This is a genomic window from Halalkalibacter urbisdiaboli (assembly GCF_002156385.1).
Lineage (GTDB): Bacteria > Bacillota > Bacilli > Bacillales > Bacillaceae_D > Halalkalibacter_A > Halalkalibacter_A urbisdiaboli.
Genome location: NZ_MVJM01000010.1, coordinates 1,242 through 23,705, shown reverse-complemented (window position 1 = coordinate 23,705; position 22,464 = coordinate 1,242). Strand labels below are relative to the sequence as shown.

17 protein-coding genes, 1 rRNA gene and 1 pseudogene are annotated in these 22,464 nt (G+C 37.7%); 18 read left to right on the top strand and 1 reads right to left on the bottom strand.

What is annotated here, in order from left to right; translation table 11 throughout:
• The first annotated feature begins 208 nt into the window (after positions 1-208).
• From B1R93_RS22490 to B1R93_RS22410, 17 genes and pseudogenes are all read left to right on the top strand, one after another.
• A complete protein-coding gene (locus tag B1R93_RS22490; RefSeq protein ID WP_165763920.1) occupies positions 209-1,162 on the top strand; it encodes a sugar kinase in 954 nt (317 codons plus the stop codon).
• 98 nt (positions 1,163-1,260) lie between these two features.
• Positions 1,261-2,559, top strand: coding sequence for an ABC transporter substrate-binding protein (locus B1R93_RS22485; RefSeq protein ID WP_088106135.1), 1,299 nt, complete (start codon positions 1,261-1,263; stop codon positions 2,557-2,559).
• Positions 2,560-2,762: 203 nt separating this feature from the next.
• Positions 2,763-3,725 (top strand): carbohydrate ABC transporter permease, encoded by a 963-nt coding sequence (locus B1R93_RS22480; protein ID WP_088106134.1) that lies wholly within the window; start codon positions 2,763-2,765, stop codon positions 3,723-3,725.
• 4 nt (positions 3,726-3,729) lie between these two features.
• Complete coding sequence (locus tag B1R93_RS22475) at positions 3,730-4,587, top strand: carbohydrate ABC transporter permease (protein ID WP_088106133.1); 858 nt, start codon at positions 3,730-3,732, stop codon at positions 4,585-4,587.
• A 30-nt stretch (positions 4,588-4,617) separates the two neighbouring features.
• Positions 4,618-5,463 (top strand): class II fructose-bisphosphate aldolase, encoded by an 846-nt coding sequence (locus B1R93_RS22470; RefSeq protein WP_088106132.1) that lies wholly within the window; start codon positions 4,618-4,620, stop codon positions 5,461-5,463.
• Between the two features lie 126 nt (positions 5,464-5,589).
• Positions 5,590-6,246 (top strand): YesL family protein, encoded by a 657-nt coding sequence (locus B1R93_RS22465; protein WP_165763919.1) that lies wholly within the window; start codon positions 5,590-5,592, stop codon positions 6,244-6,246.
• Between the two features lie 103 nt (positions 6,247-6,349).
• Positions 6,350-7,540 (top strand): carbohydrate kinase family protein, encoded by a 1,191-nt coding sequence (locus tag B1R93_RS22460; protein WP_088106130.1) that lies wholly within the window; start codon positions 6,350-6,352, stop codon positions 7,538-7,540.
• A gap of 26 nt (positions 7,541-7,566) precedes the next feature.
• Entirely contained in the window at positions 7,567-8,352 is a 786-nt protein-coding gene (locus tag B1R93_RS22455) for a class I fructose-bisphosphate aldolase (protein WP_088106129.1), read from the top strand.
• Between the two features lie 461 nt (positions 8,353-8,813).
• A complete protein-coding gene (locus B1R93_RS22450) occupies positions 8,814-9,617 on the top strand; it encodes a TraX family protein (protein ID WP_088106128.1) in 804 nt (267 codons plus the stop codon).
• A gap of 413 nt (positions 9,618-10,030) precedes the next feature.
• The gene (locus tag B1R93_RS22445) at positions 10,031-10,516 is read left to right on the top strand and encodes a YjdJ family protein (RefSeq protein ID WP_245308420.1); all 486 of its coding nucleotides are present in this window, start codon (positions 10,031-10,033) and stop codon (positions 10,514-10,516) included.
• Positions 10,517-10,767: 251 nt separating this feature from the next.
• Positions 10,768-10,818, top strand: a pseudogene (locus tag B1R93_RS24010) (Fic family protein); the annotation flags it as partial.
• 817 nt (positions 10,819-11,635) lie between these two features.
• Entirely contained in the window at positions 11,636-13,360 is a 1,725-nt protein-coding gene (locus tag B1R93_RS22435; RefSeq protein WP_088106126.1) for a sensor histidine kinase, read from the top strand.
• Between the two features lie 364 nt (positions 13,361-13,724).
• The gene (locus tag B1R93_RS22430) at positions 13,725-14,864 is read left to right on the top strand and encodes a sensor histidine kinase (RefSeq protein ID WP_165763918.1); all 1,140 of its coding nucleotides are present in this window, start codon (positions 13,725-13,727) and stop codon (positions 14,862-14,864) included.
• Positions 14,861-15,493, top strand: coding sequence for a response regulator (locus B1R93_RS22425; protein ID WP_088106125.1), 633 nt, complete (start codon positions 14,861-14,863; stop codon positions 15,491-15,493). Before B1R93_RS22430 ends, B1R93_RS22425 begins: the two co-directional genes overlap by 4 nt.
• Positions 15,494-15,606: 113 nt before the next feature.
• Complete coding sequence (locus tag B1R93_RS22420) at positions 15,607-16,539, top strand: ABC transporter ATP-binding protein (protein WP_088106124.1); 933 nt, start codon at positions 15,607-15,609, stop codon at positions 16,537-16,539.
• A gap of 12 nt (positions 16,540-16,551) precedes the next feature.
• Positions 16,552-17,829, top strand: coding sequence for an ABC transporter permease (locus tag B1R93_RS22415; protein ID WP_088106123.1), 1,278 nt, complete (start codon positions 16,552-16,554; stop codon positions 17,827-17,829).
• Positions 17,826-18,932: an ABC transporter permease gene (locus B1R93_RS22410; protein WP_088106122.1), complete on the top strand. Its 1,107-nt coding sequence runs from the start codon at positions 17,826-17,828 to the stop codon at positions 18,930-18,932. The genes B1R93_RS22415 and B1R93_RS22410 overlap by 4 nt, the downstream gene beginning before the upstream one ends.
• 113 nt (positions 18,933-19,045) lie before the next feature.
• On the opposite strand, the gene B1R93_RS22405 is transcribed toward B1R93_RS22410, so the two are convergent.
• Positions 19,046-19,993: a Ppx/GppA family phosphatase gene (locus B1R93_RS22405; protein WP_245308419.1), complete on the bottom strand. Its 948-nt coding sequence runs from the start codon at positions 19,991-19,993 to the stop codon at positions 19,046-19,048.
• Between the two features lie 622 nt (positions 19,994-20,615).
• Here B1R93_RS22405 and B1R93_RS22400 point away from each other — a divergent pair.
• A 16S ribosomal RNA gene (locus tag B1R93_RS22400) occupies positions 20,616-22,168 on the top strand.
• Positions 22,169-22,464: the final 296 nt, after the last annotated feature.

Here is a 22,464-nt window from a genome sequence, read left to right as displayed (position 1 = left end):
TCATCTGTCTTTTGTAGTGTTAATCCTTAATAAAAAAACAATCAAATGTCTCCCTTTTTGTTATTTATCCTCATAAATGTAAGCGCTTTAAAATTGTTAAAATAATCTTAGAACTTGAAAGCAAAGTTAGCTTTAAAGTCTACTTCTTAAATTAACTGGATCATTAATTGTTCAAGAAGTGATTCATTCTAAAAAAAGGGGGGACATGATGAAAGTATTGACGATAGGAGAGATTCTTGTCGAGATGATGCGTTCAAACTTAAATATCCCGTTAAATGAAAGAGGAGAATTTAAGGGGCCATATCCAAGTGGAGCACCAGCAATATTTATATATCAACTAGCCTCCTTAGGGCAAGAAACAGGAATATTCTCAAAAATTGGAGAAGATGCGTTTGGAAAAAATTGCACCGAACACTTAGTGAAAAAAGGGGTTGATTTAACAGGTGTAAAGGTTTCTCAAGTGCCAACAGGGGTTGCTTTTGTTACCTATTACTCAGATGGAAGTAGAGACTTTCTCTACCATATCGGTAATGCGGCCTGTGGACAACTAAAGGAAGAGGATATTTCGAAAGAGCTTATAAATGAATATGATTGGTTACATTTAAATGGTTCGTCGTTATGCATAAATAAAGAGGTTAGAGATGTTAGTATTAAAGTCGCTAAAATAATTAAATCCAATGGTGGGGTTATTAGCTTCGATCCAAATATACGACCTGAACTAATTTCTCAAAGTGAAATTCAAGAGATCGCAACGAATATACTCCCTTTGTGTGATTATGTTATGCCGAGTGAGGGAGAGGAATTAATCATTACAGGTGCTAATAATCGGGATGAAGCGATAAGAACCCTTTTTGAAAGTGGTATCAAGAAGGTTTTTCTTAAGTTAGGGAATGCTGGTTCTAGAGTATATAGTCGTCATTACTCATTTTACGAGCCAACTTACCTTATAAAAGAAGTAGATCCGACTGGAGCAGGAGATTCTTATTGTGCAGGTGTTGTCTATGGGTTAATCAAAGGTTGGGAAGACAGCCAAATACTAAGATTTGCTAATGGTTTAGGGGCCATAGCTGCTAGTCATTTTGGACCTATGGAATCTGAGGTTGACGAACGAAAGGTTATGGATTTTATTCAAAATACTCTATCGCAAATTAAAAAACATTAAAAAATGTGTCAATTTCTATAGCAATATTAATTAGTTTTGTTTGCGCAACCTAAAAAGGATGCGTTTCAAAAATAAAAAATTTAAAAGGGGCGTGTGTCATGAAAAGAAGGTTTAGCTTAGTAGGTTTATTGCTTTTATTATTAACTATTTTAGTAGCTTGTGGTGGGAAAGAGACAGGGGGAGATAGTGGTGAAGGTACGGGTGATGTTGAAAAAGATGGTCAAAAAACAGTGACGATTTGGTTTGGACGTGAACAATTTATCCCTTCGGATAGATTTGAGACATTTCATGCAGAAAATCCAGATATTAAAGTGGAATGGGATGTGATTCCTTTAGAGCAAGCTGTTTCGGATTATCTTCGTAATCATAATGCTGGTAATGCTCCTGATATGGTTCAAATTTTCCATGAGTATTCTCAAACCCTTGCTGTTCAAGGTTCAGCGTTAGATATGACACCGTATTACGAACAATGGGAAGCAGAAGATCCTGAAAGCTTTAATAAGTTATTACCTCAAGCCTTTAGTATTCCAAGTTTTGAAGGGAAATCTTATGGGCTAGCGGTACATGCAGCACCTTATTGGATGGCATATCGTACTGATTGGTTTAATGAAGCCGGGCTAGAAAAACCAGAAACGTGGGATGATGTTTTAAATGCTGCTCGTACTTTAAAAAATGAGGGACATTTAGACAGTCAACAATTTGGATTTGTTATGCCTGGTGACCGTACGACACCTCCACTTTGGTTTTCAGGGATGTTTATGTCAATGGGGGGACAATATTCAGATACTGGATTACCACTTGTAGACTCTGATGCAGGTAAGTACATTGTAGACTTTTATCAAACTTTAGTTAGAGAAGGACTTACAAGTAATGAAGTTCTTTCGTGGGCGTCTGGTGAAATGAGAGGTGCGTTCATGAGTGGGAATGCAGCCATGATTCCTGAAGCATTTAACATGTTTGCTCAATTCCAAAATGAATTAGAATTTGGTACCGAATGGGAAGGCATGGTTCAACCGTATAGACCAGGTGCTGAGGCAGACCATAGAGTAAACATGTTTAGTTGGCCGATGATTGTAAATTCAGATACTGAACACCCAGAAGCGGTTTTAAAAGTTTTACAATATCTAACGAATACAGATATTATACGAGATGTTGCAATTGGTTATCAGCCTACTACTAATACCGAGGTAATGGAAGAGTACTATCAAGTTAATGAATGGGCTCAAGGTTTTGAAGAGGCTTTTGCTTCAGGTGTTGTTCTACCAAGTCACCTTCGTCAACCAGAAGTGTATAACCTTTTAAATGATATGGCACAAGAAGCTTTAAGTAATGTAGAGCGTGACCCTGCTGATATAGTAGCAGAATATCAAGAGAAGCTTAATGAGCTCGATAACTAAAAGAGAGATATGAAGCAGTTAAACAAGTGCCGGTATAAGGTTTAACCTTTTCCGGTACTTGTAAAAAAGTAACGAATGCTGTAAGTATTAAACCTACTAAAATAATGTGAAAACTCAATTTTGAAAGAGTGCATCAATAAAGATCGTTAACGTACACACGATTCAACTCGGAGGATTTTCTAGTTGATAAGGAGGTCATTGCAGTGAATACGAATCCAGAGGTAAAGGTGGAGCCTAGACCTAGAAATAAACCGAATCCTAAGCTGAGTCCGAATCCTAACAAAGGCAAAGGACTGCTTTCAAATAAATTTAAAAGAAAAGCTGTACCATATATTTTAATTTTACCTGCCCTTTTATTTGTGGTTGGTGTATTAGGGTATGCAGTGGTGGCAGGGACTGTTATGTCCTTGTTCAGAGTTGACTTAAATATACCAGGTTCGCCTTTTGTTGGTTTAGATAATTATATCTATTTATTTACGACACAATCGTTTATTGATTCGTTGCTACGATCATTAGTTTTCGTATTTGGAAGTGTGATTATAGGCCTTACATTATCAATGATTTTTGCCCTAAGTTTGTATAAAGCAAAAAAGTTCGGAAATTTTTTTAAGGGATTGGCACTTATCCCTTTTCTCGTTTCCGGAATAGCAACTGCAATTATGTTTCGCTTCGTTTTTAGTGGGGATGTAGGGATTATTAATATGATTTTAAGGACGATGGGGTTAGAGCCAGTTCTGTTCTTATCTTCACCAAATTGGGCATTATTTGTAACGATTCTTGCTAATGTCTGGTTTGTAGCTCCATTTGCGACATTAATATTACTCGCCGGTATTCAAGGGATTGATCAAGAAATGTTTGAAGCTGCAATTGTTGATGGAGCAAATAAATTAACGATTTTCGGTAAAATTATTCTCCCTCTTATCGCACCTATGATGGGAATTAGTTTAATTTGGTTAAGTTTTGCTAGCTTTAATATGTTTGACGTTATCTTACCACTCACTGGTGGTGGACCGGGTAGAGCTACAGAAGTCATGGCTGTATATATGTATAATGTTGCATTTGATGAGCTGAAATATTCGCTTGGAAGTGCAGTTATGGTCATTATTCTATTATTTAACGTGATTACAAGCATGCTCTATCTGAAAATATTTAAGGTAACGGAGTGATAAAATGAAAAATAGAATCCTTTCATTCGTGAATGTAAGAAAAGCGGTAAGTAATAGGTTATATTGGATACCACTACTGATTTTAGTTTTGTGGACGATGATTCCTTTGATTTGGGCTTTATCAGCTTCTTTCAAAACTCCTGTCGAGGTGTATAAAACGCCCCCAAGTTTAATACCGGAAAGCTTTAATTTAACGAACTATATCCGAGTCTTTGAGTATCCGAACTTTTGGCAATATTTATTTAACAGTACATTTTTAGCAATTGCGTCCACGGTGCTAGCTGTTAGCGTAAGTATTATCGCCGGTTACGCTTTTGCCAGATATGCTTTTAAGTGGCGTCATATTTTACTTTTATTTATTCTAGTCCCTCGTATTTTACCAAGGGCTGCTTTAATTGTTCCGTTATTTACCGGGATGACTGCAGTTGGTTTATATGATACGTACCTTGCTTTAATTTTAGTGTATACGGCCTCGGCAGTTCCTTTAGCAACATGGATTTTAGCTGGATTTTTCAAAGTGATTCCTAAATCATTAGAAGAAGCAGCTGCGATTGATGGTGCAAGACCGTGGCAAATTATCTGGTATATCGTTATGCCGATTTCACTGCCTGCAATTATTACAGTTAGTATCTTTTCACTTCGAGAGGCATGGAATGAATTCCCATTTGTGCTTTCTTTAACCTCTTCCTCTGATATGAGAACACTACCGTATCAATTGTTTATGTTAAGAGATAGTATTGGAATTCAAGAATGGCCAATTGTTCTTGCCTTTGCATTAGTAACGATTGCCCCACTACTAATCCTTTATTTAATTTTTGAAAAACGTGTAGTTAATGGCATTGTTGGTGGCGCGGTTAAATAGTACCTTTACTTTACAGAGGAGGACGGGAAAATGGCTATTGCAAATCTTAATGATGTCTTAATAAAAGCCTCCGCTGCTCAAAGAGCAATTGGTGCTTTTAATGCACATATTTTAGATATGATTCCTCAACTAGTAGAAACGGCAGAAGAGTATAAGGTGCCGCTTATTATCCAAATTACTGAAGATACATTGCAATTTAGCGGTTTATCTCACGTAATCAATGTAGCAAGAAAAGCGATTGAAGCTGTAGAAGTACCAATCGTCCTACATTATGATCACGGTAAGAACGTTAGTAGAATTAAAGAGTGTATTGATTCAGGCTTTAGTTCAGTCATGTACGATGGCTCAAAGCTGACATTTGCTGAGAATGCTTCCAAAACAGCGATGATTGTTGATTATGCTCATCAACACGGAGTGACGGTCGAAGCTGAATTAGGTCATGTTGGTATGGCAGAGAGTACAACCGAACAAGTCCTGACGATTCCTGAGGAAGCGAGACAATTTGTGGAGCAGACAAATATAGATGCGCTCGCTGTTGCGATAGGGACAGCGCATGGACTGTATAAAGGGCCGGTAAAATTAGATATTGAGAGATTAAAAGAAATTGCCAAATTCGTTTCAATCCCATTAGTGTTACATGGGGGTTCTGGTGTTACTGAAACAGAATTGAAAAAAGCAATAGAAAGCGGAATTTCTAAAGTTAATTTCGCTTCTGAACTGAAAGAGCCATGGACAAAAGCGGTAAGGCGGTTTTTAGCTGGAAACCCGAATGAATTTGATCCAAGGAAGATTCTTACACCTGCTAATTCTTCGTATAAAAAAGCCGTGATAGAAAAGCTTGAATTAATAGGGCTTGTTACGCAAAAGTACCATTGATTCTGTTGAGATAGCAGAAGAAGCTAGTATAGGAGATTACCGTAGAAGTCTTGAACTAGATGTAGCTGTCTTCTAGTTCAAGATTACTACCATAATCAATTTGTATTACAGATGGAGGTAACCGATATGGAAATTGGCGGTTTTGCAGGGATAGCCTATAGTTTTTGCAGATGGTTTGTACGTCTAGCGTATCTTAATGTATTGTGGATAGTTTTTACCTTTGCAGGGTTAATGGTTTTTGGATTATTCCCTTCTACAGTTGCTCTGTTCACTGTTACTAGGAAATGGGTAATGGGCGAGAAAGATATACCTATAGCAAAAACTTTCTGGAAAACCTATAAGTTTGAGTTTATAAAAGCGAATAAACTAGCTGTTATTTTAGGGATTATGGGAATAATCTTTTTTTATAATTTATCCTTTTTAAAGAGTATGACTGGAATGCTGTCTCAACTATTATATTTTGGGATGCTTAGCTTTTTTCTTATGTATTTCATTGTCCTGTTGTATATTTTTCCAGTATATGTTCATTACGATACGAAAGTAACTCAAGCTTTAAAGAATGCCTTTGTTATTGGAGTATCCAATCCTTTTTATACGGTATTAATGATCACTTGTAGTGTGCTTATCTATATTCTTCTTTTCCTAGTAGACTTATTTATATTCTTTAATATTAGTACGATTGGATTACTTATCATGTGGTGTACCTACCGAACCTTTGAAAAAATTGATGCTTATAAAGTAGAAAAGGAGAGTAAAGGGGCGGGCGAAGTGAGTATTACTTAAAAAATATCCCTTTTGAAAAAAATGTATGCTTGGTTACTTTCTAAGAAATTTTTTAAAATAAATGTTAAAAAGTCACTTAAAACTTTAAAAGGGAGATATAGCCATGACAAAAAGAGAAGAGGTTGTCGTTGCTGGACATATTTGTTTAGACATTATCCCTAAAATAAAGGATTGTAAAAAGAGTTTAAGTAGCCTGTTAACCCCTGGGAAATTAATAGAGATTGAACCAGCGGATATATGTACTGGTGGAGTCGTTGCAAATACTGGAATAGCCCTTCATCGTCTAGGTCTACATCCTAGGTTAATGGGAAAGGTAGGAAGTGACTATTTTGGTTCAATGGTTATTGATTTGCTGAAAGAACAGAATCCAAATATTGTTGAAGATATGATTGTAGCCAAGGAAGAGTCTACTTCCTATACGATCGTAATATCACAGCCTGAGTTTGATCGAATGCTATTACACTATAGTGGCACAAATGATACGTTCAAGGCTGACGATATACAAATAGAGTGTTTAGAGAATGCAAAACTGTTTCACTTTGGGTACCCACCTTTAATGAGTCAGATGTATAAGAATAATGGTAGAGGTTTAGTAGAGTTGCTTTCTAAAGTGAAAAAATTAGGGGTTACGACATCTTTAGATATGGCCATGCCAGATTCGGACTCTGATTCGGTGGATTGGATAAAGTTTTTGCAAAACGTCTTACCGTTTGTTGATATATTTTTGCCAAGCTTTGAAGAAATCGTCTATATGCTGGATCCGGATTTATCAAAGGAGCTAAGGGATAATGGACTTCAAGAGGAAGTTGTATTACATAGTGGTGTTCTAAAGAACATTTCAGAACGACTACTAGCAATGGGACCGGCGATTGTAGCGATCAAACTAGGAGAATTTGGGCTGTATGTTCGAACGGCTGATAAGACTAAAAGATTTGCCGATTTAGGAACATACACTCAAATTACTACAGAGGGGTGGTTAAACAGAGAGATCCTCGTTTCATGTTATAAGGTTAATGTAGCAGGAACAATTGGTGCTGGTGATAGCACGATCGCCGGATTTTTAACCGGATTTTTGAAAGGGTTATCAATTGAGGAAACTGTACAATCTGCTGTCGCAGTCGGTGCATGTTGTGTAGAAGTAGCAGATGCTACAACCGGTATACCCTCTTGGGAGACCATCCAAAGCCGAAGGAGTACAGGGTGGAGTAAAGTAGAACTGAGCTTAACTGACCAATGGAAGTATAATGATGTTCAACAAGTATGGCTAGGAGTAAATGATCAGTTCTTTATGTGAACCATTAAAAATTAAGGGTGATGTAAATGAGTAAAGCTTTGAGACTGTCAAGAATATTCCGTCCTGATACTGGAAATACACTAATACTCCCTATTGATCACGGAATTGCTTTTGGTGAGGTAAAGGGATTAGAGAATCCTATTCAAGTCATTAAAGAGTTGATGTCAATTGATACGGATGCCGTATTAATTACAGAAGGAATAGCAAATCAAGCGGAGCGCTTTTTTTTGGGAAGGAATGCCTCTGCAAGAATCTTAACGGCTGATGCATTTTATGGTGACAGTTCTACTATGTATCACGAAATCATCAGCACACCAGAAGGAGCTGTTAGAAAAGGTTATGATTGTTTGAAGGTGATGCTATTTTGGGATAGACCTAGTAAAGAGAGAGCGAAAAGTGTAAAGATTATCGCGGATTTAATTCGAGAGGCTGAGAAAGTTGATTTACCCGTAATGGTAGAGCCATTAACACTAGATGTAGTCGATGATCCCGAAGAAAAAACCGTGATTTTAAATGATGCCGTAAGAATTGGTTATGAATTAGGAGCGGATATTCTAAAAGTCCCTGATCCAGGTAATAAAGAGACGTTACGTAAGTGGTGTGAGAATTATAATGTTCCTTTTGTGTTATTAGGTGGTGGGGCAAGTGGTGGTGTGGAGCAGCTAATCACAATGGTAGGTGAAGCACTAAGTGTTGGGGTAAGGGGTGTAGCAATTGGGAGAAATGTATGGCAACGGCCGAAAGATGAAGCAATTAAATTACTTAGTACGTTTGCAAGCATCATTCACCAGAAAATAAGAACGGAGCATTAATCTAATTAAAAAAGCACCTTATTTTAAAAAATAGGGTGCTTAATTTCACATGAAAAAATCTACACGATGGTGAGGGTACCTATATTCCAATTCATCATTATAGTAAATATTAACCAAATTTACATAAAGTAAGTGATAAAATTAATATAGGTTCCAGATAACTAATAAACTCACAAAAGAAATTTAAGAGATAATTAATTTTCAGATACTCATGTTGACAGTGATAAACTAGTAACTTATTGGGCTAAACAATATTGTGATACTTTTATTCAGCTAAGTGGTACGCTTTTTCATTGTCTATAAAAAGGAAATTAATGTTAAAATATAGAGTAGCATAGGTATTGAACAATATTTGAGGGGATTGAAATTAAATTTTTATTTATTTATATGATAAGCATTTTTATTGTTGTTGGTTGTTCAAATAGATGGGTCTATTTTTGGAAAAAATCGGGTGGCGTATCATGACAAACACTAAACTGAAAATTATTGCATTGGTAACAATGTTTATTGACCATTTTGGGCATTTTATTCCCGATACCCCGGAATGGTTTCGTTGGATAGGAAGAATCGCCGCTCCTATCTTTATCTACTGTGTAGTTATCGGATATAAAAATACGTCCAACAGAAAAAAGTACCTTGTGCGTTTAGGCGTAGCTGCAGTTGGAATGAGTTTCTTGAACCTAATAATAAACCTACGGATTCATTATTTACTCCAGAAAGGGAAAATATCTTCTAGTGACTTCCCATACCTTGAGTTTAACTTCTTCTCTACTTTATTTTTAATAGCCTTGCTTATTATCTTACTGGAAAAAAAGAAAATAAAATTTCTGATATGGTTCTTCTGTTGGCAATTTGTATCTATTTCCCTATTTCCATTCATGGAAATAAATGGATACCTACCTGAACCAATCTCACTTTTCACAATTCAAATTTCTGGAAACCTTTTGGTAGTTGAGGGGGGGGTCCTAATGATTTCATTAGGTATTTTCTTATATTTTTCTCGAGGAGATAAATGGAAAACCGCCATAGGCTACAGTTTATATTGTCTTACACTTTTTTATCTGGTTCGAAGATGGGGGTGGAGACCAGATGGAATATTGCCACATTTGTTTGGTTTTGCGGATTACCAATGGATGATGATTTTCGCTTTACCTCTAATGTTGTTATATAACGGTAAAAAGGGCATAGGTTTAAAATATTTTTTCTACTTATTCTATCCTTTACATATTGTTATTCTATTTTTTATAGGTTTTTTACTAGCTTAATAAAGTTTTAAGATGAAATATGAGAATTTTACAAGACTCTTTAGAAATGTAAAAATATTATAGTATCTATCAAAGGATAGCGTTATACAATCATCTTTATTATTTATCTTGTTCTTCATCAAATTAGAATTATTGTTGAAGATTTTTGCGTTGGCTTCTTCTACTCCGAAAATTTTAAAGTACTTCACGTTGATTAAAGGCAACACCAAATAAGACCCATTTTTCTAGTCTTTAAAAAGTGGGTTGGAACACTATTAAGATATTTAAAAGGTTTAAGTAGCTTCGGAGCAGTCACTGTGACGGTATAACATAGGCTTTGCAATCGACGGATAGAGTCGCACAATGGAAATTTGTTTTTGTTTATCAAAGTAATAATTAATTAAAAAACAAAATTCATAATGGGGGGAGATTTCTTGTTTTGGGTTTTAATACAATTAGGAATATTTATTATTCTTTTAGTTATTTCTACCTTTGCAACTTGGTATGAGGGTAGTGCTATTTTAGATAATCCTTGGCATTGGGAGAATTCCACACCATTTTCTCATTTTTTTTCTGGAGAAGTACAAAACCCCAACCAAATATCACAGTTTGATCACTTTGTATACGCTGCAAAATTTGAACCAACTTTTCCTTTTTTAATGATGATTAGTGCTCTTTATACGATTATCCTTATTGGATATCTAGCTTATAGAAGGTATAAGAAAAGGTTTGCTTGTTACCTTTTTTTCTTAAGTGTATTTTTATTTAAATTTACTTATCTAATTTTCCCTCCGGAAACGGTAGGAGGGAATCTCTTTTTTTACTTTTGTTTAACTTGCGGAATATTATGTATAGGTATGACTGTAATTATTTACTTAAACCCCGTAGGCAGACTAGGAAAAAAACATTATAATAAATAATATTCATAAAGTATTTGAATTATTGAAGTACATGTCCTAAGTATAAAATGTTTGATGACAGAACGAAAAAAATTCATAGGAAAATATCGCAAAATAAATGATAATTCTTACTGGGCCTTCGACGAGGGGATTCTCACCCATGGTAGTGTTCATGAATCTCAAATTTTTTCTTCAGGTACCAAATGAATTGTCAATAATGGTATGAAGAAAGTAGAAGTCAATTCTGTTCAATTAGCAGCCCTATTTAAACTTTTATTCACCCGTTTTCCAATGGGAATGGAAGAACGGCAAGATCTTCATGAAATATTAATCGATTATGGTTACTCACCTGCTATTTTTTATTGAATTAATTATTGAATGCGTTCGTGATAGTATAAATATATGCCTTAAGGCTGTGAAACCTGTTTTAAAAGAGTAATTTGTTAAAAGACTTCCTTTGCAAATTACTCTTTTTTGAGTTTATTAATTCGGTTCTATATTAAATGTTGGGGTTTTGGAACTTTTCAGGGAGTAAGCAAAAAAAGACACGCAGACTCCTTAACGGGGCTTTAGTATATTATACCTAGTAAACGAACAAATTTTATTATGAAAAATTGATACTTCATCAAATAGAAAACCGTCATTTTGAACAATTCCCCTAAAAATAGATGAAATCTATTACTCCTACACGTTAAGATATTCTTGTTCATCTGATTATCTTGAGAGTGTTGGAGGTTCGAAAGGTGGATAAGTGGGTAGTGTACATGGAAATTAAGCAGTTATTAAAGCAAGGATTTAGTTAATCAAAAGTTGCTAAGAAGCTAGGTGTTTCTCTTTAAATAACGGTCTACCGTTATTTAAAGAGAAACACTACGATATAATTTATTAGTTCAACGAGTCTAGTAAAAGAGTGTACTTGAGGTGGGTAAAGCCACATATAAAGAAATAGTGTAGTTTTTAAGAGGAAATATAGTTCGCGTGTTATAATTGTAAAGGTATACATATTATTTAAATAACGATCTGAAAGCAATTATATTATTAGATATGAGTTAAGACAGTGTTATTAGAATTATTGAAAAAAGACTGATTATTAACTATTTTAGCAAACTATTGAAAGCGCTATCAAGGAGGAGGGGAGAAATGTTAACAAGGGTTATTAGATATTATAAATCCCTAACGCTTAGAAAAAGGATTGTATATCTATTTTCACTGGCGGCTTTTCTTCCGTTTGGTTGCACTGTAATCCTTTCGCATAATGCACTTTCATCCATTTTAGAGAATAAACTTGAAGAAAGTGTGCGAAGTACCTTAAATCAACTAGAACTATCCTTAATGTATACAATTGATAATCTAGGCCAAGTGTCTCAGCAGTTTGTATATCCAAGTAGTATTGCGTTAAAATTAGATGAATTTCTTGTGTCAGATGACCTTAGTTTAACGACTCCGTTGGAAGAAGAGGTTCAAAATCAATTAGTATATATTTCACACACAAACTCCAGTGCGGGTTTGACCACGTATATAGATGAGGATGGCTCAACATTATTCCGTAACCTGCCTATTCGAGACGATTTTTCACTTGAAAAGTTGCCGGTCTTAGATGCTAATAAAGATATAACGTATTATGGTCCGCATATTAGTAAAAACAACTTACAAACACATTATGTTGTTTCTGTTGCAAGGAAGGCGAATTTACCTAATCAAAAACCGGTATATATATATATTGAAACAAGTTTTTATTTTACGAAAAGCATTATAGAGGCTAATCAAATGGCGAATAATTCATTTTATCTCATATTAGATGAAAATAACCAGATTACCTTTAGTGAATTAAATTCACTTTTCCCTGTAAATAAGCAATTTGATGGAGCAGTTAAAGGAACAACGTCTGGTTTAATGCATGGTTACTATTGGTTTATGAAAACAAACAAACAAGGTTGGAGTATTGTTTCCCTAATCCCTAAGAAGGAGTACGAAGAGGAAAAAAGCCGGTGGGTTGCACAAATAATTGTTCTGGCCATTTTTTTTGGTGCATTTAGTTTTTTTATTGCCTGGTTAGTTTGGATTATGGTTTATAAACCAATACGACACTTTGATTCGGAAATCACAGCCATTTCAAAAAATGACTTACATATAAAATCTGCTTCAACAAACATCCCAGAATTTGATGAGTTGTTAAATCAATTACAAAATATGAAAATACAAATTTCTGAATTAATTTCAGAGGTGGAAACGAAAGAAAAAAATAGGGCCGATTTAGAAATTGAAAAACTAATGTATCAGATTAATCCACACTTCTTAATGAACACTTTAGATAATGTACGTTGGCTCGCTGTTTTTAATAATCAAGATGAGATTGAACGTATGGTGTCTTCATTAAATAAATTATTGTACTACAATTTAAAAAGAAGCGGGAAGGCGTCTACGATTGAAGAGGAATTAGATTCGCTTAAGCAATACTTTATTTTACAGAAAATTCGATATAATTTTTCTTACAATGTGAATATAAGAATAGAACCAGAACTATTAAAAACGCCGATACCAAGATTTATTCTTCAGCCGCTTGTTGAAAATGCAATATACCATGGTTTAGATGATGATAAAGGGTGTATAGAAGTGATAGTAGAACAAGTGAATGGCCGAATTATTATTTCGATCAGTGATAACGGTTCAGGTTTATCTGATGAGGAAAGGGTTAATATCTTGAATGAAAATAGCACCAAGGAAAAAGAAGGTATTGGCATTGGTTTAAGTTATGTAAAACGAATGCTTAGTTCTTACTATGGTCATTTGGCTCATTTTGATATTTTAAGTAAGAAAGATCACGGTACAACAATCGTGTTACATTTACCTCTAAAGAACAGTTGAGAAAAAGCGGGCTAAATGAACATGAGAGTACATTCAACATAAATCTGCATGTCCCTTGTGAAATGAACCTGTTCTCTCTTCCTGAATGAAATGAAACGGGTTGTATTGGTAGAGAGAACAGTAGAGAGAAGGAGGTGTCAGGTTGAAAGCATAACTAAAGGGTTATGCTTTTTTAGATTTAACGTTCAGAACAACACATAGGATGGTTATTCGAGAAGGTAAATCTGAACATTCATCGTGGAGTCGGCAGTATTTATAGGATATCGTCACTTCGAGATAGTAATCTGTTTCTCTAAATTTCCTTTTTTTCCAAAGCTTCATTTGCTATGATATTTAAGTGACTTAAGAAGAAAGGGGAGAGGCAGTGGGGGCATTTTGGGTGTGGTTGTTCTTACTTTTTATGTCGTGGTTGCTTGCTGTTAGTCAATTTTCAACACCTTATTTAGAAATGCCATTTCGGATTTTCGGAAGTGCAGGCTTGTTTGCCTTATTTTTTCTTGCGCCGCTTTTACGTAGTCATAAGAGGCTTCTCATGCTTCATTTAAGTATGACAGCGATTATTGCCATCGTCGTATTATGGCCAGAAGGTAACGAATCCCCTAATATCTATACATTTGTTGTATTTTCTATTATCGCAGGGAAAGCGGTTTATCGTCTTAGCATCCTTCAAGCGATTCCTGTCGGAGTGATTCTAGTAGGAGGAGTGCTAATCTCCTGGTTTCATAGTGAAGCTGCTTATCCTTTTCCGGCTATATTACTTTATGTCGTCGTTCTATCTGTAGCGTTTTACCTTTATAAGATGACGCAGGTTCGTAATGATGATCTATCAGCAAGATATGAAGCGCTCCTTAGTGAATATAGAAAAATGAAAAGAAGAATTGCTTCAGATGAAAAGCAGGCACGTGCGGAGGAGAGGACAGAGATTGCGAGGCAAATTCATGACTCTGTTGGGCATAAGCTGACAGCGCTGTTAATGCAGCTAGAGGTATTTCGAATGAAGGTGAAGGGTGAAGAAGCTCAAGTACAAAGATTAAAGCTACTAGCAAAAGAGAGCTTGGAAGAAACGCGAATTGCCGTGAAAGCATTGAAACAAGACGAGGCGGGAGGATTAACGGCTATTATCAGCCTTATTCGGAAACTAGAGGCTGAAAGCTTTATTCGGATTCAGTTTTCGATTAAGCATGGTGCGTTAACTGCACCTCTGACAAATGAGCAGACGATTGCAGTGTATAGAGCCGTGCAGGAAGCATTAACGAATATGATGCGGCACAGTGGGACGCGAGAAGTAGAGATTGTTTTTGAAGCTCCAGCTGGTTCTGTCTTTCGATTTGAAGTGGCGAATCCAATATTAGGAGAAAAGCAATTTCGAGAAGGCTTTGGTTTGTCATCAATGAGAGAGAGAGTAGCACGAGTAGGAGGGAATTTAGATATCTTGCAATATGCTGGACGGTTTATCGTTCGTGGTACCATTCCGTTACAAGAAATAGGGAGGTTGAATGATTGACTCGGATTTTATTAGCTGAAGACCAAGGTATGGTAAGACAAGGGTTAAAAATGATGATAGAAACAGACCCGGAGCTACGTGTCACTGGTGAAGCGTGTAACGGCAAAGAGGCGGTCGAGTTATGTGAGACGCATTCGTTTGATTTAATTATTCTTGATATTCGTATGCCGATTATGGATGGCTTGGAGGCCGCTCGAATTATTCATGCTCGTTGGCCTGAGCGGTTAGTTCTAATCTTGACGACTTTCAACGATGATGAGTATGCGCTTGAAGCATTAAAAAGCGGTGCACGAGGCTATTTATTAAAGGACTCCGATTCGGAGGAATTAATTCGCGCGATCCGTAGCTGTTTATCAGGAGGACTTTCATTACAGGAGCATGTCGCTGCTAAAGTAGTGCCTAGACTAATAAAACAGACTGAGGGTTTAAAAGTTAATCCATCTCTTACCCCTCGTGAACTTGATATTATAAAGCGAATTGGAGAAGGACGGAGTAATAAAGAGATTTCCTATGAACTTGGTTTGTCGATAGGAACCGTTAAAAATCATATTAGTATTATTTTAGATAAACTCGAGCTACGAGATCGTACGCAGTTAGCGATTTATGCAATTCGCCATAATGTTGTATAGAAAAAATGACTTAAGTCATATACAAACAAAAAATCAGTGACGGAAGACAGTGGGGGCACTGTCTTTTTGTTTGTATACTGTGAGTGCAAAGTGATGAAAAGGAGGCATGCTACATGCTTGAGACAGAGGACCTTAAAAAAGTGTACAGAGCAAGAGCAGCTGTTGATGGAGTGAACTTTTATTTAGATAAAGGAGAATCAGTTGGGTTGCTTGGACCGAATGGGGCTGGCAAGTCAACAACGATTTCAATGATTTCTTCGCTTGTCAAACCAACAGCAGGTGATATTCGGTTACACGGAAAAAGTATTTTAAAAAATCCAGGAGATATTCGTCGAGTTTTAGGCGTTGTCCCTCAAGAAATTGCACTCTATCAAGAACTGACAGCCTATGAAAATTTGAAATTTTTTGGTCGGATTTATGGGTTGAGAGGAAAAGGACTTGAACAAAAAATTCAAGATGTGTTGGATTTAGTTGGTCTTACAGAACGCCAAAAAGAGGTTGTTAAAACGTATTCTGGTGGAATGCAACGACGAATTAATATTGCGGCTGCATTGCTTCACGAACCTGAAATATTAATCATGGATGAGCCGACAGTCGGCATTGATCCACAGTCTCGAAATCATATTCTTGAAATGGTACGTGTGCTTAATCGTGAGAAAGGATTAACGGTTTTGTATACAAGTCATTATATGGAGGAAGTCGAACGTCTTTGCGACAGAGTGTACATTATGGATCACGGTCGAGTGATTGCCTCTGGTACGAAAGACGAGTTGAAAAGCATTTTATCTGGTGAAGAAACAGTACTTCTTGATTTAGATCGTTATGATCCGCAGTTGACGCAAGAATTACGAGCTAAAGAAGAAATTCTACAAACGGTTGAAACGGAAAAAGGCTTGAGATTGATTGTTCCAAAAGGAAGTAGATTGTTAGGGACAATCTTTCAAGTGGCAGAATCACATCAGGCACAAATTCTTAACGTCAGTGTTCACGTACCAACACTTGAGGATGTGTTTCTACATTTAACGGGACGTAAATTGAGAGATTAGGGGAGGAGAACAATGATTAATTTTCTTAAAAAAGATATTCTTGTTATCCTACGTGAACGCACTGAATTATTTTTACTCCTTTTGATGCCGCTTTTGTTAATCGGTATTTTGGGATTTGCTTTAAAAGGGATACTTGGAGGAGATACTTCAACTCTTAATATCAACGTGGCCATTGTTCACGAAGATAATGAAGAACAGGGGATAGGGCAATTTGTCGAGGATTTAAATGAAACAGGAATTACAGAAGAGGTTGCGCCTGAACTCCATCACGTGGCAAAGGAATTAAGTCCATTTTCCTTGTTAACAGCAGTGATAGAGGATGACAGTTTTGGAGAAATGGTCAACACGGTTAAAATGGATGCAACCACAGCGGAGCAGGCATTAAAGGATGAGGAGCTTGTAGCGATTTTGACCATTCCTGCTGGTTTTACGTATCACTCCTTACAAAAGATGCTCCTTCAACAAGGAAAAGGTAGTGAATTACTCATTACCATGAACGATACTGGTTCCTATCTTGGGACAATTTTTGAATCTAGTATCGAGCGATTTGTGAATGAGCTAAATTTCGAAACGGCGATTTACACAGTATCTAAACAAGAGGGAATAGGAGATAAAGTGGAACAACCGCAAATAGGGGGAATTGAAGCAATTTCGACAAGAGAGCCAGTGAGTTCATTTCAGTATTACACAATTGGGATGGCTGTTATGTTTGTCTTATATGTCGGGTCCACCATGGCAAGCAAAGCTCATGTGGAAAAAAAGGAGCATGCTTTTAATCGGATTTTACTCTCAGGAACCCCGCCATTTGCCTATTTAGGAGGGAAAGCACTCTCTGCATCGGTCATTGCTTTTTTTCAGCTGACCGTATTGTTTGGATTATCAAGTTTAATTTTCCAAGCGTTCGCTGGTGAAACGATTCAGTTTTGGTTAGGAATGGCTCTTATTTCGGCGGTTGTTTCCTGTTGTGTTGGGGGATTTGCTGCTTTATTAACGGCATGTGTCATTAGGTTCAATAGTGATTCTATCGCAAAGGTGTTTGCAGGTGGGATTGTCGTCATCTTTTCCTTTGCAGGTGGGAGCTTCTTTCCAATGTCTGATATGCCTGAGATGATTAGGATGTTTGGAAATTGGACGCCAAACGGTGCAGCATTTCTTGCTTACCTGCAATGGATGCAAGAAATGGACTATAACGTGATTCAGGCACCGATTAGTCGCATGTTCGTGATAATTACTATTCTCTTACTGGCTAGTGTTGTGATTTTTCCAAATAGGAGGTCGGTTTGGTCATGAGGTCAGTATTTCTATTGCAGTGGCAACGATTTCGTAGAGTACCGTTTTTGGTGCTATCCTTTTTTGTTCTAACGATCGGTTTTGTCTATATTCTAGCGGGAGCAAAGGTGGAAAACCAGGTCACCGTATTAACGTATTTTAATGCTTCCGTAAATGAAGAGGACAAAAATGGTTGGTTAGCAAGATTAAATAAATCCGATAATTTTCATTTTGAACAGGTTGAGGAACGACAGGCACGAAAGGCTGTTTCAAATGGGGATAGCAGTTTAGCTCTACATGTAATGGAAGCCGATTATCGCCTTTTAATTGCAACAGAGGATCCAACGCATCAAATAGTAGAGGATTATATTCGCCAAGTGTTCATTGAAGAGCTACAGTTAAGAACTTTCGAGCAACTAGGAGGTGGAAGTGAATTTCGAGTAGAAGTAGAGCAATTATGGGCGAACCCAGTTTTAACCGTGAATACGTCCTATTTAGAAGGGACTACCGGCAACGCTCCAAACGATGAGCGTTTACAGATATTATTTGGAATGACATTGTTTTTCTCTATATACACAATAATGTTTAGTTTAATGAAAGTAGCAGAAGAGAAAAATGAGGGGACATGGGACCGACTCATTGTTTCACCTCTTAGAAAATCGCAAATCTACATGGGGCACTTATTGTATTGCTTTTTAATTGGATACGCGCAAATCATCGTTGTCTTTTTATTATTCCAATGGGGTCTAGGCTTTGATTTGGGAGGGCGCTTTGGGACGGTGTTAGTCGTGATTGGCTGTTATGTATTTTCCATCGTTGCACTTGGGATGCTCCTAATCGGCTTAGTTAAGACATCTCAGCAGGTCCAAGTGGCTATCCCGATTATTGCCACAGCTATGGCGATGATAGGGGGTGCCTACTGGCCAATTGAGGTTGTGACTAATGAAGTTATGCTTCTATTATCGAAGGGAATGCCGATTTTTTACGGAATGGAAGCGTTAAAAGAGGCCGTTATTTTTGACCGTGGGGTGTTAGAGGTAATTGAGTCACTTTCCATTTTGGTTCTATTTGGTGTTGTTTGTATGGGCGTTGGAATTAATTTAATGGAAAGAAGGTCGGTGTAACCACCATTGGTATATAAAGGATAATGCTTTTACATGAAAAATGCTAAAAATTATTAAAAGCAAGCTATTGATATCCAAAGGATCAATAGCTTGCTTACTTTTTATGGATAACATTATACAAGGGTATGTATTTGTAAAGGTTGCTTGTTGCTCTTTTGAACGAACGTTTCATAAATGACGCCATCCCTGACCGTCTTATCACAGTAAATAAAATAAGGGGATTGAACAACTTCCATTAGTACGGTGAATGTTTGAACAGCAGGGATAATAATATCCTTTCGTCTTTTTGAGAGGCCTTTTATTTTTGAACGTTTACTCACATCTAATGAAGATAGTTCGTCAAAAATCTTTTCTATTTTCTTAAGCTTGAGCTCAGGTTGTTTCGTTTTTGATTTGGTTTCATGAATACGGGCTAGATTTCGGGCACTTCCTCCGATTCCGACGATAGGGCACTTTGCAGTCTTGAGCCAAGGGAGACTTAGGAATTGCTCGAATAAATAAGTTCGTAGATGAGTGATTTGTTTGTTGCTCACTTGCTCTCCGTTTGTGAATTGTTGGTTTAATGTGACGGCACCAAAAGGGAAGCTGTGGTAGTGGACCAATTTCTGTTTTTGAAACAAGGTGATTTCGGTACTTCCGCCACCGATATCGATTGTGATTCCATCTTCTATATCCATCGATTGGATGACACCAAGATACCCATAATACGCTTCTTCATACTCGCTTAACACAGTAAATGATATATCAGTTTGTCTTTCGATTTCATCTAATACTTCAGCTTGATTGGAAGAGTTTCGAATGACCGCCGTAGCAAACCCAATAATATGGTTAACGTTATACGACCGTGTTACTTTCTCAAATCGTTTTAACGTGTTAATAATGACACGAACACCATCCTTCGTTAATGTACCTTGTTTATTCAAGTAGCTAATAAGTCTTGCGGACACTTTCATTCTTTTCATTTCGTGATAGCGACCAATGTGGTCAATCTGGTACATAGCTAACTGAATCGAATTGGATCCCATATCAATCAAGGCAACAACATTCTCTTTCAAAAACACAACACTCCTTTTTTGTCCTATTTCCACTATTTTAATGTAAAAACGTAAAAGAGATATTAAGCGCTAGTAAATGAACTGTAAATAAAGCATAGGTTTTTTTGAATGATTTTATACAAAATTACCCAGTTGTTATTCGGAAAGGAGTGCTACTATATTTATATGGTTAAAGATCATAGTAGGAGTCGCTCCAGAAAGAGTATACAAAAAAATGAATCATTCAAGGTCCGATGAATAAAAGAGTCTTTATTTATTGATAGGAGCTTTCAATGCTTGAGAATAAGAAGTAATCATAAATATGTTGCTATTGGCTATGAAGTATGATAGATTATTAAATCTAGCCGCAAAAAATAATTTTAAATTAACTATTGCGCAGAACTTTATAACATGATATATTATTACTTGTCGCTGACAACGGATTAAATAGTCCTAAAAAAAACTTTTAAAAAGTTGTTGCGCAGAACAAATTATTGTGTTATGATAATAAATGTCGCTGATGAGTGACAAACAAGTTCTTTGAAAACTGAACAAAAGCCAAGCGAAAAAGAGAGATAGTTTAAATGTTCTTTTCATTTAAACCAATCTCGTCAATTTATTATTTATTCGAGCTAATCAGCTCACCATTTTTATGGAGAGTTTGATCCTGGCTCAGGACGAACGCTGGCGGCGTGCCTAATACATGCAAGTCGAGCGGACTGATTAAGAGCTTGCTCTTATGACGTTAGCGGCGGACGGGTGAGTAACACGTGGGCAACCTGCCCCTTAGACTGGGATAACATCGAGAAATCGGTGCTAATACCGGGTAAGAGATGCAACCGCATGGTTGTGTCATAAAAGATGGCTCCGGCTATCACTAAGGGATGGGCCCGCGGCGCATTAGCTAGTTGGTAAGGTAACGGCTTACCAAGGCGACGATGCGTAGCCGACCTGAGAGGGTGATCGGCCACACTGGGACTGAGACACGGCCCAGACTCCTACGGGAGGCAGCAGTAGGGAATCTTCCGCAATGGACGAAAGTCTGACGGAGCAACGCCGCGTGAGTGATGAAGGATTTCGGTTCGTAAAACTCTGTTGTTAGGGAAGAACACGTGCCGTTCGAATAGGGCGGCACCTTGACGGTACCTAACCAGAAAGCCACGGCTAACTACGTGCCAGCAGCCGCGGTAATACGTAGGTGGCAAGCGTTGTCCGGAATTATTGGGCGTAAAGCGCGCGCAGGCGGTCTTTTAAGTCTGATGTGAAAGCCCCCGGCTCAACCGGGGAGGGTCATTGGAAACTGGGAGACTTGAGTGCAGAAGAGGAGAGTGGAATTCCACGTGTAGCGGTGAAATGCGTAGATATGTGGAGGAACACCAGTGGCGAAGGCGACTCTCTGGTCTGTAACTGACGCTGAGGCGCGAAAGCGTGGGGAGCAAACAGGATTAGATACCCTGGTAGTCCACGCCGTAAACGATGAGTGCTAGGTGTTAGGGGTTTCGATGCCCTTAGTGCCGACGTTAACACATTAAGCACTCCGCCTGGGGAGTACGGCCGCAAGGCTGAAACTCAAAGGAATTGACGGGGGCCCGCACAAGCAGTGGAGCATGTGGTTTAATTCGAAGCAACGCGAAGAACCTTACCAGGTCTTGACATCCTTATGCCCTCCCTAGAGATAGGGATTTCCCTTCGGGGACATAAGTGACAGGTGGTGCATGGTTGTCGTCAGCTCGTGTCGTGAGATGTTGGGTTAAGTCCCGCAACGAGCGCAACCCTTGATCTTAGTTGCCAGCATTTAGTTGGGCACTCTAAGGTGACTGCCGGTGACAAACCGGAGGAAGGTGGGGATGACGTCAAATCATCATGCCCCTTATGACCTGGGCTACACACGTGCTACAATGGATGGTACAAAGGGCAGCGAAGCCGCGAGGTGGAGCCAATCCCATAAAGCCATTCTCAGTTCGGATTGTAGGCTGCAACTCGCCTACATGAAGCCGGAATTGCTAGTAATCGCGGATCAGCATGCCGCGGTGAATACGTTCCCGGGCCTTGTACACACCGCCCGTCACACCACGAGAGTTTGTAACACCCGAAGTCGGTGGGGTAACCTTTTGGAGCCAGCCGCCTAAGGTGGGACAGATGATTGGGGTGAAGTCGTAACAAGGTAGCCGTATCGGAAGGTGCGGCTGGATCACCTCCTTTCTATGGAGTTTAACTCTAGTCGACAGACAACTTCGGTTGTTTGACGCTTGTGCTATTTGTTCAGTTTTGAGAGAACTCAAAACTCTCTATTAATAAATGCTTTTGCTCCTGCGTCTACGATCTATGCTACGAAGCATGATTCCTCGTCGCAAGGCAGCATGAAGCATCACTGAGAAGTGTTACAAGATGTAATTGAAATTAGTAGCCTTGTTCAGTTTTGAGAGAACTCAAAACTTTCAATATAATTGGCAAAGAGAATCAAGAAATTCAAGGAAGTGAAATCATGAGACTCGGAG